Annotated in this window: 15 protein-coding genes; 2 read left to right on the forward strand and 13 right to left on the reverse strand. The window is 42.4% G+C overall.

Annotated elements, in window-relative coordinates; translation table 11 throughout:
- The first annotated feature begins 34 nt into the window (after positions 1 to 34).
- Positions 35 to 949 carry an arginase family protein gene (locus tag ACYZZR_RS01875; protein ID WP_461532292.1) on the forward strand — a complete coding sequence of 305 codons (915 nt, stop codon included), beginning with the start codon at positions 35 to 37 and terminating at the stop codon, positions 947 to 949.
- Here ACYZZR_RS01875 and rlmN read toward each other — a convergent pair whose 3' ends face one another.
- Together rlmN and queA are read right to left on the reverse strand one after the other, a co-directional pair.
- Positions 950 to 1,990, reverse strand: a complete 1,041-nt coding sequence (rlmN, locus tag ACYZZR_RS01880; RefSeq protein ID WP_461532293.1) for a dual-specificity RNA methyltransferase RlmN — start codon at positions 1,988 to 1,990, stop codon at positions 950 to 952.
- An 86-nt stretch (positions 1,991 to 2,076) separates the two neighbouring features.
- Positions 2,077 to 3,126, reverse strand: coding sequence for a tRNA preQ1(34) S-adenosylmethionine ribosyltransferase-isomerase QueA (gene queA, locus ACYZZR_RS01885; RefSeq protein WP_461532294.1), 1,050 nt, complete (start codon positions 3,124 to 3,126; stop codon positions 2,077 to 2,079).
- A 742-nt stretch (positions 3,127 to 3,868) separates the two neighbouring features.
- On the opposite strand from queA, the gene ACYZZR_RS01890 reads away from it, so the two are divergent.
- Positions 3,869 to 4,633 carry an Eco47II family restriction endonuclease gene (locus ACYZZR_RS01890; protein WP_461532295.1) on the forward strand — a complete coding sequence of 255 codons (765 nt, stop codon included), beginning with the start codon at positions 3,869 to 3,871 and terminating at the stop codon, positions 4,631 to 4,633.
- On the opposite strand, the gene dcm is transcribed toward ACYZZR_RS01890, so the two are convergent.
- From dcm to ACYZZR_RS01945, 11 genes are all read right to left on the reverse strand, one after another.
- Positions 4,609 to 5,847 carry a DNA (cytosine-5-)-methyltransferase gene (gene dcm / locus ACYZZR_RS01895; protein ID WP_461532296.1) on the reverse strand — a complete coding sequence of 413 codons (1,239 nt, stop codon included), beginning with the start codon at positions 5,845 to 5,847 and terminating at the stop codon, positions 4,609 to 4,611. The two genes, ACYZZR_RS01890 and dcm, sit on opposite strands and share 25 nt — an antisense overlap.
- Before the next feature lie 198 nt (positions 5,848 to 6,045).
- Positions 6,046 to 7,275: a 3-phosphoshikimate 1-carboxyvinyltransferase gene (gene aroA, locus ACYZZR_RS01900; RefSeq protein WP_461532297.1), complete on the reverse strand. Its 1,230-nt coding sequence runs from the start codon at positions 7,273 to 7,275 to the stop codon at positions 6,046 to 6,048.
- A 14-nt stretch (positions 7,276 to 7,289) separates the two neighbouring features.
- Positions 7,290 to 7,616 (reverse strand): nucleotide pyrophosphohydrolase, encoded by a 327-nt coding sequence (locus ACYZZR_RS01905; protein WP_461532298.1) that lies wholly within the window; start codon positions 7,614 to 7,616, stop codon positions 7,290 to 7,292.
- A gap of 134 nt (positions 7,617 to 7,750) precedes the next feature.
- Positions 7,751 to 8,203: a D-aminoacyl-tRNA deacylase gene (gene dtd / locus ACYZZR_RS01910; RefSeq protein WP_461532299.1), complete on the reverse strand. Its 453-nt coding sequence runs from the start codon at positions 8,201 to 8,203 to the stop codon at positions 7,751 to 7,753.
- 23 nt (positions 8,204 to 8,226) lie between these two features.
- Positions 8,227 to 9,177: a ribosome small subunit-dependent GTPase A gene (gene rsgA, locus ACYZZR_RS01915; protein ID WP_461532300.1), complete on the reverse strand. Its 951-nt coding sequence runs from the start codon at positions 9,175 to 9,177 to the stop codon at positions 8,227 to 8,229.
- A gap of 94 nt (positions 9,178 to 9,271) precedes the next feature.
- Complete coding sequence (locus tag ACYZZR_RS01920) at positions 9,272 to 10,354, reverse strand: chorismate mutase (protein WP_461532301.1); 1,083 nt, start codon at positions 10,352 to 10,354, stop codon at positions 9,272 to 9,274.
- A 28-nt stretch (positions 10,355 to 10,382) separates the two neighbouring features.
- A complete protein-coding gene (locus tag ACYZZR_RS01925; RefSeq protein ID WP_461532302.1) occupies positions 10,383 to 11,255 on the reverse strand; it encodes a prephenate dehydrogenase in 873 nt (290 codons plus the stop codon).
- A gap of 20 nt (positions 11,256 to 11,275) precedes the next feature.
- Entirely contained in the window at positions 11,276 to 12,421 is a 1,146-nt protein-coding gene (locus ACYZZR_RS01930) for a pyridoxal phosphate-dependent aminotransferase (RefSeq protein ID WP_461532303.1), read from the reverse strand.
- Positions 12,418 to 13,245, reverse strand: coding sequence for a prephenate dehydratase (locus ACYZZR_RS01935; RefSeq protein WP_461532304.1), 828 nt, complete (start codon positions 13,243 to 13,245; stop codon positions 12,418 to 12,420). Before ACYZZR_RS01935 ends, ACYZZR_RS01930 begins: the two co-directional genes overlap by 4 nt.
- Before the next feature lie 405 nt (positions 13,246 to 13,650).
- Positions 13,651 to 14,346, reverse strand: coding sequence for a hypothetical protein (locus ACYZZR_RS01940; RefSeq protein ID WP_461532305.1), 696 nt, complete (start codon positions 14,344 to 14,346; stop codon positions 13,651 to 13,653).
- A gap of 42 nt (positions 14,347 to 14,388) precedes the next feature.
- Complete coding sequence (locus ACYZZR_RS01945; protein ID WP_461532306.1) at positions 14,389 to 16,065, reverse strand: sodium/sugar symporter; 1,677 nt, start codon at positions 16,063 to 16,065, stop codon at positions 14,389 to 14,391.
- Positions 16,066 to 16,170: the final 105 nt, after the last annotated feature.

Raw genomic sequence — 16,170 nt, forward strand, 5'->3', positions numbered from 1 at the left:
ATCTTTATGGGAAATAAAAATTTATTTTTCACTCATGAACCACAATATCAATATCGTAGAATTTCCCTCTAATCTCGGCCTTGAAGAACCTGCTCCCGGTAAGGAGCCGGGTGTAAAAAAGTTGCCTTCCTGGCTCCGCGAGAACGGATTTTACGATATGCTAAAACCACAAAATATATACACAGCCAAAGCACCTGCTTACAGCGCTCGTCGCGATCCGGAAACGGGTATTCTAAACGGTACCGCTATTGTAAACTTTGCAAAACAACAGGCCGAGCTACTCGAAGAAGTTTTGGATGAAGATCCTTTTCCGGTAATTATTGGTGGGGACTGTAGCATATTGGTAGGAAACGCTATGGCTCTCAAGAAAAAAGGGGATTACGGACTTTTTTACCTCAACGGACAGACAAATTACGTGGTTCCTCCCTTTTCGCAATCCGACGGATTGGCAGAACAGAATCTCGCTGTAGTTTCCGGACAGGGACATCCTAAACTGAGCGATATAGACGGATTGTCTCCGTATTTTAAAGAAGAGCACATTTGGTGTGTGGGCAATCGCGAATGCGAAGAGGAGCACCTAAACACAATACAGGAATCGGATATACACTATATGGATTTGGACACTTTGCAACACCGGGGGACAGAACACTGTACCAATGCATTTCTCCAAATGGTAGAAGAGAAAAATCTGGACGGTTATTTTATTCACGTAGATACCGATGTGATGGACGATATGGTGATGCCTCCGGCCTTGAGCAGATCTGACGAAGGGCTTACCTATGCCGAGTTGAATCACATTATGGAGAAATTGCTCACACACGACAAGGCTGCCGGCTTGGAGATTACCTTATTGGATCCGAATTTGGATCCTACGGCGGAGTACACGCGTGAGTTTATTGCCAATATAGGAAAGTGTATTATCGACGCCAATAAGCACTCTATGGCCTAATCAGGATTTATTGGCTAGCTGACCGCAGGCTGCATCGATATCCTTACCTCTCGAACGGCGTATAGTAACAGTGATACCACTGTCTTCCAAAACCTCTTTATAGCGTTCGAGTGCTGCCGGATTTGCCTGTGCGAATTCTTCATCCCCTATGGGGTTGTATTCTATGATATTTACCTTAGAGGGAGCAAATCTGCAAAAGCGGGCCAGGGCCTCGGCGTCTTTACGCTGGTCGTTGATTCCTTTCCAAACCACGTATTCGTAGGTAATTCTGCTCTTGGTTTTCTGATACCAGTACTGCAACGCTTCGCGAAGGTCTTTTAGCGGAAAATGCTCGTTGAAGGGCATAATGGATGTGCGGATATCGTCGATAGCCGAATGCAAGGAAACTGCCAATTTGAATTTCACCTCGTCGTCGGCCAGTTTTCTAATCATTTTAGGCACTCCTGAAGTCGACACTGTAATGCGCTTGGGCGACATTCCGAGACCATCGGAGGCGGTTATCCTGTCGATTGCTTTGATTAGATTACTGTAGTTCATAAGCGGTTCGCCCATGCCCATAAAGACAATATTGCTCAACGGCCTGTTGTAATACAGCCTGCTCTGTCGGTCTATGGCCACCACCTGATCGTAAATCTCGTCGGGCTGAAGGTTTCTCATCCGTTTCAACTTGGCTGTAGCGCAAAACTTGCAGTCTAAACTACATCCCACCTGACTAGAAACACAAGCCGTAGTACGGGTATCGGTGGGAATAAGCACCGACTCTACTACAAGTCCGTCGTGTAGTTTTACCGCATTCTTAATCGTTCCGTCACTACTGCGCTGCATGCGGTCTACCCGAATGTGATTGATCACAAAATGAGCTTCAAGCATCTGCCTCGTCTGCAAGGAGAGATTGGTCATCCCTTCAAAGCTATGCGCTCCTTTAGTCCACAACCATTCGTACACCTGATTCCCCCTAAAGGCTTTATCTCCCTTAGAAGTAAAAAAATCCCGCAACTGATCACGACTCAGTGCTCTTATATCTCGTTTTTCAGTTAGCATCTACCTTAAATTGGAAGCCTGCAGTAATAAACCATCAACCACAAACCACAAACCACAAACCACAAACCACAAACTCCCCCCCTACATCAAATAATCAGCATGGCGTCGCCGTAGGAATAGAATTTATACTTTTCCTTAACTGCTTCCTCATAGGCTTTTTTGATCAGATCGTGACCGGCAAAGGCCGATACCATCATCAACAGTGTTGATTTTGGTGTGTGGAAGTTGGTGATCATACAATCGGCAATACTGAATTCGTATGGAGGAAATATAAACTTGTTGGTCCACCCCTCAAAAGTGTTCAACGTTCTTTCAGACGACACTGCACTTTCCATAGCTCTCATCACCGTAGTTCCTACCGCACATACTCTTTTTTTATTGCGCTTGGCGGCATTGACCACTTCGGTAGCTGCGGGGAGAATAGACAGCTCTTCACTGTCCATCTTGTGCTTAGACAGGTCTTCTACCTCTACCGGATTGAAGGTTCCTAGTCCGACATGCAAGGTTACCTCGGCAAATTCTACACCTTTAATTTCCAGTCGTTTCAAAAGGTGTTTAGAGAAGTGCAATCCGGCAGTAGGTGCTGCTACAGCTCCTTCGTGCTTTGCGTAGATGGTTTGATATCGCTCCTCATCTTCCGGCTCTACTTCTCTTTTTATGTATTTGGGCAGAGGAGTTTCGCCCAACTCTTTGAGCTTAACTCTAAAATCTTCATACGAACCGTCGTATAAGAATCGCAATGTTCTTCCTCTGGATGTAGTGTTGTCTATCACCTCAGCTACCAAACTTTCATCCTCACCGAAATAGAGTTTATTCCCTATTCGTATCTTCCTTGCCGGATCTACAAGCACATCCCAGAGGCGTTGTTCTTCATTGAGTTCTCTCAACAGGAAAACCTCAATTCTCGCCCCTGTCTTTTCTTTATTTCCGTATAAACGAGCCGGAAAGACCTTGGTATTGTTCAGCACCATGACATCTCCCTCATCGAAATAGTCGATCAGGTCTTTAAACATCTTGTGTTCTATAGTCCCGTCTTTGCGGTTTACGACCATAAGTCTTGCTTCATCCCGGTTTTCTGATGGGTATTCAGCGAGTAATTCTTTTGGAAGGTCAAAATTAAAATGTGATAATTTCATGCTGTACATTTTTTTTAAAGGCACTATTGGCAGAAGCTATTGCAATATGCCCGGAAGATCTTTCTCCACTCATTTATACGAAGCTGCAAATATACAATGCCGAGAGAGGGGATGTCAAGGAAATACACGAATTTATTTGATAGGAGCTATTCGGTCGCTCTTAAGATAGTTAACACCTAAGAATTGTACTGGCTTTCAGCCCGGAAAAACTTCTCCTCATCTCCCTTTTTCCTCGTCTCCAAGTCTCCAACTCGCCCCATGACACTCCCTCTGTTCATTTTGTCTTGATACAAAACGAACTAAAAAATCAAGAAGCCTCTAAGGAAATTTTCCCGGCACACCGGAAAACCAGCTGAATTCCCACTCCTCGCTCCTTTTGCTGCGCAAATGCGATTCCGTGGGGATACAGCTTATTTCTGAAAAGACTTCAAGATTGCAAAAATAAGGAAGGGGAATAGCTCTTACAAAACAGAAAAACAAAAAGCAAAACACCACTACGAACTAATCAACTACAGAACTTAAAAACAATCATTTCTAAGAGCAAAATAGAAAAAAAGACATCTTCATGTACATGATATTATTATGTATATTTGGGAGTTGGAGTTCCGGCTTCTTTATTCCTATGAAATACAAAACTACACAACATTAACGATCATTTTGTAAAAACCACTAAAAATAAACAAACGAAAACCATTGAACTAATTTTGTAAATTGGCAACCGAACTATTAACGATAAAATCCAATGGCAAACAAATACCTAAACTTTATTTCAGATAATCACCTATTAAATTGTATTGAAAATTTACATAAATCGTATTTAAGTGCTAAAAGTGAAATTAACAAAAAGCAATTTTATAAAAATAAAATTGATACGATTAAATTGACATTTGATGCTAAATTCAATAACATCAACGAAGAAGATTTAATTCAGTCTGAAATTCTTCGGCAAATCGATAAATCAATCAACAATTCTATCGGAACTTTTCACGAACAAATTTTGGGTGGAATTACCGGTTACGAAATGGGAAATTTAAGCGGTTTTGACATCAAAGCAAATGATGATACTTTATTCGCAGACATCAAAAACAAACACAATACGATGAACAGTAGTTCGGCGGAAGCTTTATTTCAAAAACTAGCTCGTTATGCAAACGATTACAAAAAAGCAAAATGTTATTGGGTTCAGATTTTAGCAAAAAATAGTTTCAACGAACATTGGCAAGGCGAAATTAATGGGAAAGAATATAGCCATTCTCGAGTTTTTAAGATTTCGGGCGACCAATTTTATGCTTTACTTTCCGGACAAGATGATGCTCTTTTTCAATTGTACAAGGTACTTCCAAAAGCAATTAACGACTATTTAAAATCCGTTGAAAAAGATGACAACATAAAAGAAAATTCGGCTTTAGATGAAATTACATCAGAAACCGAACAATCAAAACGTTCTATTCTTGACCAAATTACTTTCGAAAATTACAGCTATTATTTGGGATTTGACAAACTGTAATAATCATTCAAAAATTTCACAATCGAATAGCCTACTTCACGACCAAAATTAACGGGAACCGCGTTTCCAATTTGTTTGTATTGTTGTGCCAACGAACCTGCAAATTCCCAATCATCGGGGAAAGTTTGAATTCGTGCATATTCCCGAACTGTAAACGGGCGAGTTTCGTCAGGATGACAACGTTCGGTTTGCTTTTGCGCCGGACTGCAAGTCAATGTTAAACAAGGTTCGTCCCAACCAATTCTTCGCGCCATTCCCGTTTTTCCACCACCTAAATAGAAACTTCCACCCATATAAACTTTTTGAATCTCCAAAGGCAAATCGCGCCAATATCCTTTTGGCGGAACCAAATCCAACACAGCTTTTTTACTTTCAGGATATTTTGCTCCCTTAGATTCCGGAACATCACAATCGAACAATTCGCCCTTTTTCAGAGCGTCTTTTAAACTATAAATCTTTTTATGAGGTTTAGGATATTCGTATTTTACGTTAATATCCTTTCTAATTCCAACCAAAATTAATCGCTCTCTTTTTTGCGGAACTTTGTAATGAATCGCTTTTAAAACTTCGACAGGAACAACATTATAACCGATTTCGTCCAAAATAGAAATCATTCCTTGCAAAGTTTTTCCATTGTCGTGGCTCAACAAGCCACGAACATTTTCACCTATACAAATCGGTGGATTAACTTCTTTCACAACTCTCGCAAACTCGTAAAAAAGTGTTCCACGAGCATCTGCCAAACCTAACTTTTTCCCTGCATAACTAAAGGCTTGACAAGGAAAACCACCCGTTACTACATCAATTTTTCCTTTATAATCCGAAAAATCAAAGTCTTTAATATCACCTTCTAAAACTTTCCAATTCGGACGATTTTTACGCAAAGTTTGACAAGCAAATTTATCAATTTCATTAAGTGCTTCGCATTTTAAACCAGCCCTTTCCATTCCAACAGCCAAACCACCTGCACCAGCAAAAAGCTCTAAAACTTTATATTCGTGATTGGGTTCTACAAAATTGGAAATTGTTTCGGTTGCATCAGTTTGAATGAAATCAGAAAACAACTTTAAAACATCGGATTTTCGATACACACGATAATTGCTTATCGGTTCACGAATCGCAGAAAGTTTACCTTCTTCGTCCCAACGGCGAAGCGTTTTAGTACTTTTATTCAGTAATTTCGCAGCTTCTGAAATCGTCAAATAAACACTCATAACCAAATTATACAACATTAGACATTGGTTACAAATTTAATATGAAATTTCGAATTGACAAACAACCGAATAAAAAAAGAACAACAGGTAACTTCAGTACCCCCTACACAATTTTGGTTTTCAGAAATTCCCCTTCACTTCATCATAACAAAGAGCCGATGTGGTAATCTCTTGGTACAAACATAGGATGACACTAGGTCATCCTCTACCTTCTGTTTTATACCCTAGGTTTTCCATGTCTTTCCAGAAGTCTGGATACGATTTGCTCACTACTCCGGCGTCTTCGACAATCAAGGGTACTTTTAATCCGAGTGGCGCAAAGGCCATAGCCATTCTGTGATCGTTGTAGGTGGATATGGAAATATTTTCCTTTATTGTTTTTGCCGGCTCCAAGAAGAGCTCGGCATCTGTCACTCTAATCGTTGCACCCAATTTGGTAAGCTCGTTGCGAAGTGCTTCCAATCGGTCGGTTTCCTTTATTTTTAGGGTGTGTAGTCCTTTGAGCTGACATCCTCTACCCAATCCAAAACAGGTCACAGCGATAGTTTGGGCTATGTCGGGAGCATTGGACAAGTCTAAAACAAGGGGAGCCGAAGAGGCTTCGCTTTCTTTAATCAGGCTAATACTATTTTCTTTAAAAACAGTGTTCACTCCAAATTGTTCGTATATTTCTGCCAGTACACTATCGCCTTGCAAACTGGATTCTTTGTATGCGGATAGGTTTATTTCCGCTCCTTCTTCTGCAAGAGCGGCTATGCTGTAAAAATAAGAGGCTGAACTCCAATCCGATTCCACGGTAAGTGTTGCGGGATTTATTTCGGGGGTATGGCTTACGGTAATTTTTTGTCCTTCAAAAGCGGTGGTCACCCCTACTTCTTCCAACAGAGCAAGTGTCATTTTTATATAAGGCACTGATGTTATTTTCCCTTCTAGAGTGAGTTCCAATCCTCCCGGAAGCGTCGGTCCTACCAGCAATAAGGCCGATATGTACTGACTGCTTACTCCGGCCTGTAAAGACACTTTGTTTGTCTCGGGCTGCTTGCCTTTTATGTGTAGTGGCGGATAACCTTCGTTTACCGTATAGGTAATATCTGCACCCAATTGTCTCAGCGCATCAACCAGAATTTTAATAGGCCTTTCGGTCATGCGTTTCGATCCTGTAAGGGTCACTTCTCTACCCGGACGGGTGGCAAAAAAGGCGGTGAGAAACCTCATGGCCGTACCGGCATGGTGAATATCTACCACCTCCTCATCGGTAGTCAGTGCCTTTTGCATCACTACGGAGTCGTCGGAATTGGAAAGGTTTTCGATAGCTATATCGGGATATAGCGCTTGTAGTAGCAACAACCTATTGGATTCACTCTTGGATCCGGTGATTTTTATATTTCCCTTTATGAGTTTTTGGGGATTGAAAATTCTGAGATTCATGGATATTCCTCGCCTTATTTTAATTTCTCGTTGTTGTGATGCCTATCGTGATCGCGACGGGTTTTTTTGTCCATCTTGCGGTCGAAGGCTTCTTGTAAGTCTATTCCGGTCTGATTTGCCAGGCACAACACCACAAATACCACATCGGCCAGTTCTTCTCCGAGGTCTTTGTCTTTATCGCTCTCCTTCTCGCTCTGCTCTCCGTACCTTCTGGCAATTATACGAGCCACCTCGCCTACCTCTTCGGTGAGTTGTGCCATATTGGTAAGTTCGTTAAAATAGCGAACCCCGTGTGTTTTTATCCAATCATCTACTTCTTGCTGGGCGTTTTTGATATTCATTTGGTTTGTGGTTTGGTGTTTATTGTTTATTGTTTGTGGTTTGTGGTTTGCGGTTTGTGGTTTGCGGGTTGGACTTCTGCTTTCTGTTATTTCGTCCTTTACAAACTAGAGATGATATAATCTTTACAACAATCTTACTCTTTGTTTTTGGTATCGATAACAATTGTTACCGGACCGTCGTTGAGTAGGGATACTCTCATATCTGCACCAAATTCTCCGGTACCTACTTCTTTTCCGAGCTCGGCGCTGATACGTCTTACAAAAGCTTCGTAGAGGGGTACAGACCGTTCGGGTTTTGCCGCCTTGATATACGAAGGGCGATTGCCTTTTTTGGTGGAAGCATGGAGCGTAAACTGGCTCACAACCAGTATATCGCCCTCGACCTCCTTGACCGATTTATTCATCACTCCGTTTTCATCTCCGAATATTCTGAGATTTGCGATTTTACGCGTCAGCCAATCTATATCTTCTTCACTATCGGCATCTTCTATACCGAGCAATACGAGAAGTCCGCCTCCTATAGACGATTTGAGTTGTCCTTCTATTACTACTTCTGCTTGGCTAACACGTTGTATTACTGCTCTCATAAAAAAACAAGCTTAAGAAAAAGTTAGTCTTCCCCGTAATTGTCGGTTCGATAGTTTTCTGCTTCGCCTTCCAGTATCTGAAGGTAGCTCTTATACCTACTCCACGAGATTTCTCCATCTTCAAGACCTTGTTTTACGGCGCAGTGTGGTTCTTCGAGATGGAGGCAGTTGTTAAATCTGCACTCTCCTTTTCTGGCAAAAAATTCGGGAAAGTAATCGCCGATTTCTTCTTTCTCCATATCGATAATCCCGAAGCCCTTTATCCCCGGGGTATCGATAATTCTAGCTCCAAAGCTGAGGTCGAACATCTCGGCAAAGGTAGTGGTGTGCTGCCCTTGTCGGTGCTGTTCAGATATTTCGGCTGTCTTGAGGTCGAGCCCGGGCTCCACAGCGTTGATAAGCGTTGATTTCCCCACTCCTGAATGCCCTGAAAACACACTTACCTTATCTTTCATATACGCCTTTAGTTTGTCTGTATTTTTCCCGGTAAGAGCCGATACTCCCAGACATTCATAACCTATATCTCTGTACATATTGGCGAGGTATTTCACTTCGAGCAACTCTTCTTCATCGTACTGATCCGACTTATTGAAAAGCAATACAGTATCTATATCATACGCCTCGGCAGTTACCAGAAATCGATCGATAAAGGTAGTAAGGGTCATTGGGTTTTTAAGGGTTACCAGCAAAAACACCTGATCTATATTAGAAGCGATAATATGCTTCTGCTTTGACAGGTTTACCGATTTTCTGACGATATAGTTCTTCCTGTCGTGAATATGGGTGATAACCCCTGTATTCCCCTCTACTTCCGTTTCGAGTGTAAAGTCTACTACATCGCCTACAGCAACCGGATTGGTACTCTTGATGCCGCGAATGCGGAATTTACCCTTAATCCTGCACTCATAGGTCTGAGCCTCGGCAGTTTTAACGGTATACCAGCTACCTGTAGATTTATAGACTGTTCCTGTCATAGGTTTTGCAAAGAGGTCTGGGCGTACTTCGCTAAACTCAGTACAGCTTCAGACCTCATTTGATATTAATTGCGAAATCTGTACTGTGGCAAATTTACGCTTTTAATATTTTCTCTTGGTGATTGATAGACTCCTGGTGAATAGCCTTAAACATTTTTAAGATAAACTCTTCACTAAGTCCTTTTTCCTGACCTTCCAGTATCATTCTACCGAGTATTTCGTTCCATCTTTTATTCTGGAGTATCGCGACGTTTTTCTGTTTTTTGAGCTGACCGATTTCGTCGGATATTCTCATTCGCTTACCTATAGTCTCAATCAGTCCGTTATCTATCACGTCGATTTGCGCGCGCAGTGTTCCGAGTTTGCTGTTGTACTCCGCTTCGGCATCGCTTTCCTTTCGTATTTTGAGATCTTTCATAATCTGGATCAATACGTCGGGAGTTACTTGTTGAGCTGCATCGCTCCACGCATTATCCGGATCGTCGTGAGTTTCTATCATCAGTCCGTCGAAATTCAGATCGAGAGCGGTTTGAGACACATCGAAAATCATATCTCTATTTCCGGTGATATGAGACGGATCGCATATCAGAGGTAAGTCGGGGAATCTGCTCTGAAGTTCGATAGCTAGTTGCCACTCGGGTATATTGCGGTATTTGCTTTTTTCATAGGTGGAAAATCCGCGGTGGATGACACCGAGTTTTTTGATATCTGCAGTATACAGTCGTTCTATACCTCCCAGCCATAGAGACAGATCGGGGTTTACCGGGTTTTTGACTAGTACTACCTTATCTGTTCCCTTCAGGGCATCGGCTATTTCCTGTACAATAAATGGGCTTACAGTAGATCGTGCTCCTATCCACAACAAGTCTATATCGTGTTCCAAAGCCAATTGTACATGAGCAGCATTGGCCACTTCGGTACCTACGAGCATTCCGGTTTCTTCCTTGGCTCTTTGCAACCATTTCAGTCCTAATGCACCTACACCTTCAAAATTTCCGGGACGGGTACGGGGTTTCCATATTCCTGCGCGGAGATAGGTTACATCGGTGTCTTTTAAGGCGTGTGCTATACGCAGTACTTGCTCTTCAGTTTCTGCACTACAGGGCCCTGCAATGACCAAGGGATGATCTAACCCCAGGTCGTTCAGCCACGTTCTCATCTCTTTCGAATTTTCCATAATCGTTTTAATTTGTATTCCGGTTTTACTATTTTTTATCAGAGGCGGGAACGGATATTCCCTTTAATATTTCCTTAATTCTGTTGGTATTTTCCATCTCCTTAAAAATCCCTTCAAAATCACCTTCTTCCATCAGCGTTCTGAAGTGCTGTAGATTGGCTATATATTCGTCAAGGGTCTCCATAACATTAGCTTTGTTTTGCTCAAAAATGGGTGCCCACATAGCGGGAGAGCTTTTTGCCAATCTCACTGTACTCTCAAAACCACTCCCTGCCATGTCAAAAATATCACGTTCGTTCTTTTCTTTTTCGATAACGGTCTTTCCCAACATAAAAGAGCTGATATGTGACAAATGTGACACATAGGCTATATGTCGGTCGTGAGCTGCCGGATCCATATAACGGATGCGCATTCCTATATCGGAAAAGAGTTTCAGTGCCCTTTCCTGTAGTTTGAATGCCGTTTTTTCTACCTCACAGATAATGTTTACCTTGTCTTTGTACAATCCTCTCAACGCAGCCGAAGGTCCGGAAAATTCGGTACCCGCTATGGGGTGAGCCGCAAGAAAATTACGGCGTTTAGGATGTGAAGCCAGTGCTTCACACACTTGCAACTTAGTTGAGCCCGCATCGCAAACCACAGCGTTGTCAGACACCCGGTCGAGGACCTCCTTAAGCAAGTCTATACTAGCGTTTACCGGCACTGCGACTATAACCACATCTGCTTTATCCAAATCGTCTACAGTAGCTTTTTGGTCTATCAATCCCAATTCCAATGCCTGCTCCAGGTGATCTTCGTTACGGTCTATTCCGTACACTCTAGTCTCCTCACAAACTTCTCGGATATCCAGAGCAAAAGACCCTCCTATAAGCCCGAGTCCTATTACAAATACATTTGTCATTTCAATAGCTTTTTCTCTGGTTACAACCTACTGATGGCTTCTTCTATTTTTTCTTCGGGAGTACACAGTGAAAAGCGTATATAACCCTGACCGTTTTTACCAAAAATAGTTCCCGGAGTAATAAAAATATGCTTGTCGTAAAGTATGCTGTCGATAAATTCTTCAGCCTCGCTAACTCCTTCGGGCAAACGCGCCCAGACAAACATTCCCACCGCGTCTTTGCTGTATGAACAGTCCAGTTTTTCAACCAGTTTGTATATGAGTTCTCTACGTTTGGCATACACGTCATTCATCTCTTTATACCAGTTGTCGGAACACTGTAATGCTGCAACAGCTCCCTTCTGTATACCGTAAAACATTCCGCTGTCCATATTGCTCTTTACTTTGAGCACTGCATCTATATGGTCTGCACTTCCCAGCACCATCCCCACACGCCATCCGGCCATATTAAAGGTCTTGCTCAGCGAATTCAACTCCATCGCCACTTCTTTGGCTCCATCTACCTGTAGTATACTTCGAGGATTGTTGTTGAGCACAAAACTATACGGATTGTCGTTTACCAGCAATATATTGTTTCGCTTTGCAAAAGCCACCAATTTGTCGTAAAGCTCAGTGTTGCCATTTGTCCCTGTGGGCATATGTGGATAGTTGAGCCACATGAGTTTTACCCGAGAGAGGTCTGTGCTTTCCAGAGCATCCAAATCGGGCAGCCACCCTTGGGCTTCCGTAAGATCGTAATACCTGGGTGTAGCACCTACCAACCGAGTTACCGAAGTATAAGTGGGATATCCCGGATCGGGAATAAGCACCTCATCTCCTTCGTTCAGAAAAGCCAGTGAAATATGCATTATACCTTCCTTAGACCCCATAAGTGGCAGCACTTCTCGGTTGCTGTCCAGTGCTACTCCGAAATGCTTGCGGTAAAAACCGGCCATATTTTCGCGTAACTCAGGCAGTCCTTGATAGCTTTGATATTGATGCGCCATAGGGTCGCTCACCGAATTTTTCAGGGCATCGATCACCTCTGGTGCAGGGTGGAGATCCGGACTTCCTATTCCCATATTAATCACAGGATTCCCCTCAGCTATCAGTTGTCGTACCTCGCGGAGTTTCCTAGAGAAGTAGTATTCTTCTACTGTATTTAGTCGTTGTGCAACTGCTATCATGATTTTGCATTTTTGTATTCTCCGAGTATCTTAAACTCGTCTGTCATAATCCCGAGTAGTGATTTTGCTTTCTTAAAATCGTCGTATTTCTCAAAAGTCACATCTACAAAAAAGGAATATTTCCAGGGTGTTTCTATAACGGGAAGGGATTGTATTTTGGTAAGGTTTAGTCGGCAATCGCTCATCACATTGAGCACCGTAGCCAGGCTTCCTCTTTTGTGTTCTGTCTTAAATTTTATCGAAGCCTTATTGATCTCCGCTTCGGGCAATACCGAGTTTTGTGTCTGTACGACGACAAAACGGGTGGAATTATCTTGAATGGTCTGAATATTTTCTGCCAGTATTTCCATATTGAAGAGTTCGGCAGCTGTTTTGCTGGCTATGGCTCCGATTGAAGTGATCTCGCCTTGGCGTATTCTCCGCGCTGTCTCAGCCGTATCGACATCTTCTACCAATTTGATATGGGGATACTCCCTAAAAAACTTCTTGCACTGCAACAAGGCCATAGGGTGTGAATGCACCTCTTTAATTTCGGCTATGCTTTGGCCGGGAAGAGCCATCAGATTGTGGTGTATGTTTACATAGTGTTCCCCTATGATGTGCAGGTTATTGTTGTCGATAAGAGCGTAATTGGGAATAATAGAACCCGCTATAGAATTCTCTATGGCCATAACAGCCACGTCTGAACTCTTGTCGAGCAGACAGTCTACCAGTTTGTCGAAAGAAAGACATTCGAGTACTTCTGTATTTCCACCGAAAAACTCTCTGGCTACCTGGTGATGAAAAGAACCCCTAACCCCTTGTATGGCTATCTTTCTTTTCATAGTGTTGCGATTGGTTGCATCTTTACTGTTTTACTTTTTTCACAAAAAAAAATCCCGGAATTTTCCGGGACTTGTTATCTATATATCATGCTCAAAATAGCCTATAACTGTCCCGTTCTTCCTTTAAAAAAATAAAAGAAGAAAAAATAAAAGTTCCAGTTATAAACAGTTTGAGTCATTCGTTCATTCTATTTGACGCTGCTAAAGTAATTATAAATATGAAACGGACAAGTGATTGGTGATATTTTTTTTGTTTTTTCACAAAAAGATCAATTCACATCCTTATTTCCGTCTGTTTACCACACTTATTTGGCTGTAATCAGTCCCGTTTATTATAGCCGAGACGACTAGTATCATCGTTTCCAGTGTTTTTTAAAGGACAAACTCCTCAGCTATTTGCAGTTCTCATTCTTTCTTTTCCCGAAACGAGATTTGGGTCAAGCCGTCTTCAGAAGCAAATGTTTTGTAATAAGCACTCAGCTCTTTTGCTTTCACTTCTATGGTTTGCTCTTCAAAATCACTGCTGTTCATCTGTTCGATAGGGCGTGCCGTTTTGCTCATTTCAATACTTTTTGCCAGATGGTAGGTATCACCATCTATGCTGACTACTTTAAAACAACCAAATTCTCCTTGCATTCCTAGCGGATTTCCCTTTTCTTTATAAACTTCTATACGTCCGAGGTAGATATCACCTGGGTGTAGCTGCGTCAATTCGGCACGTCGTTTTTCGTGTTGCTCTGTCCGTTCGGGCGCTGCGACTAGTCCGTCATAAGCGAGGTAACCAAACAGCACTAATGCACCGAGAAGAAAAATCCAACCGACAACTGTAAGTCTAAACACGGATTTTTGAAGTGGAATCTGCTCCAGCTCCCTTTGTGCAAAGGTTTTCATCGGTTCGGTCCACTTCCGTCTGGGCACTGTTTTCCCTGTAGCGGTCTCTATATATCGAAAATACACCCTTTTGTTTTTTGTCACAAAAAAGGCTGTACTCGTCTCTCGCTGAAAAAGGTCGAGCAGCATATGATTACCTGGGTTCTCAAGATTTTCCAGGTTATTGGCATCGACTCGCTTTACACTGATATCTGTTATTCTTATCCACATACTAGTCTATGGTTAACGATTTAATCCTACTAATCTCTGGACTTACCAGAACAAGGCATAGAACATCGCTACAATGAGCAAGATTGCAAAAGCACCTATATTGAATGCCGGTCCGGTTTTAAACATAGATTTGCTTATCGCGATAGCCTTAGGGTGATCTTTACCTTTGCTTTCTGTATAGCTCACTACAATCATGATTAGCATGGTAATAATCCAGGTTATCATCATCTGGTTCATAAAAGGCAACTCAACAAACAGTGGACTGTGTATCCAGCCATTGGGTCCGACTTTAAAATACAGGGCGATAGGAATAGAGGCCAACACCCCGATAATAGCGGCTCTACTGGTTGTTTTCTTCCAGAACAGCCCCAACATGAACACTGCGAGTATACCCGGACTCACCAAACCTGTGTACTCTTGGATATATTGGAATACCTGCCCTAGATTGGCCAGTTGTGGAGCCAAAATAACGGCTACTACCAAGGCTAAAGCAGCGGACAAACGCCCTACTCTTACCAATTTTTTCTCCGAAGCGTTTTTCTGGATATAAGGTTTGTAAATATCCATGGTAAAAATGGTCGCCGTAGAGTTGAGCATAGACGCGATAGAGGAAACAATGGCAGCAGCCAATGCCGAAACCACTAATCCTTTTATTCCTGCGGGGACAAACTCGCGTATCAACCAAGGGGCAGCGTTATCGTTAATTATCGCACCAGAAGTACTAAAGAATGAAGAGGATGCTGAAGCCTGTGTAATATTTCCTTCCGGATCCATATTCATTACATAAGCTATGATACCGGGAATCACCACCATAAGGGGAATCAGTATCTTTAAAAAGCCGGCAAGGATAATTCCCTTCTGGGATTCGCGCAAACTCTTGGCTGCCAAAGTACGTTGAATAATGTACTGATTAAAGCCCCAGTAATACAGGTTGGCCACCCAAAGTCCGCCAATAAGCACGGCTATACCCGGCAAATCCCACCAAGCGTCTTTTCCGTTGGGTGTAAAAATCTCGCCTTTTTCAAGAATCATGGAGAATTTCTGTGGCACTTTTTCATAGAGTTCTACCATTCCAGAAACCGCACTACCATCGGTAGAAATATGAGTCAGTCCAATATAGGTAGTGATAAGACCACCGATTACGAGCAGCACTACCTGTACCACATCGGTCCAAGCCACCGCCGAGAGTCCTCCGTATAAGGAGTAGGCTGCTGCGAAGAGAGCCAGCCCGAATATAGTCCACAAAAACAAGGATCCGTCTCCTGTTCCGAGTATGGTATCGAGAGCCGTAGCTCCGAGATACAGTACCGAAGTGAGGTTTACAAAAACAAAGAGACACACCCAAAATACCGCTAATATGGTTTTTAAGGTTTTGTTGTAGCGTACTTCTACGAATTCGGGTATGGTATACAGCTTTTTCTCGATAAAAATAGGAAGGAAATACTTCCCTACAACCAACAGAGTGATGGCAGCCATCCACTCGTACGAAGCTATAGCTAGCCCAATGGCAAATCCCGATCCGGACATCCCTATAAACTGTTCAGCAGAAATATTGGCAGCGATAAGTGATGCACCTATGGCCCACCAAGGCAGTGATTTACTCGCTAGAAAATAATCTTCGGAGGTTTCTCCTTTTCCTCTCGACACCCATAAGCCTATACCTATGATGAGCACGGCATAAGCTGCAAATATAATTTTGTCAAGTAATCCGAATTCCATACAGTTGTTGTTTATTGGTATTTTTTACGGTGGTTTCTAAAAAAATCTGCTAAAGATAAAAGTTATATTTTAATCGACTAGCACATCAAATGATTTTAAGTGTAA

Origin of the sequence: Sinomicrobium sp. (assembly GCA_029266035.1) — a bacterium.
Taxonomy (GTDB): domain Bacteria; phylum Bacteroidota; class Bacteroidia; order Flavobacteriales; family Flavobacteriaceae; genus Sinomicrobium.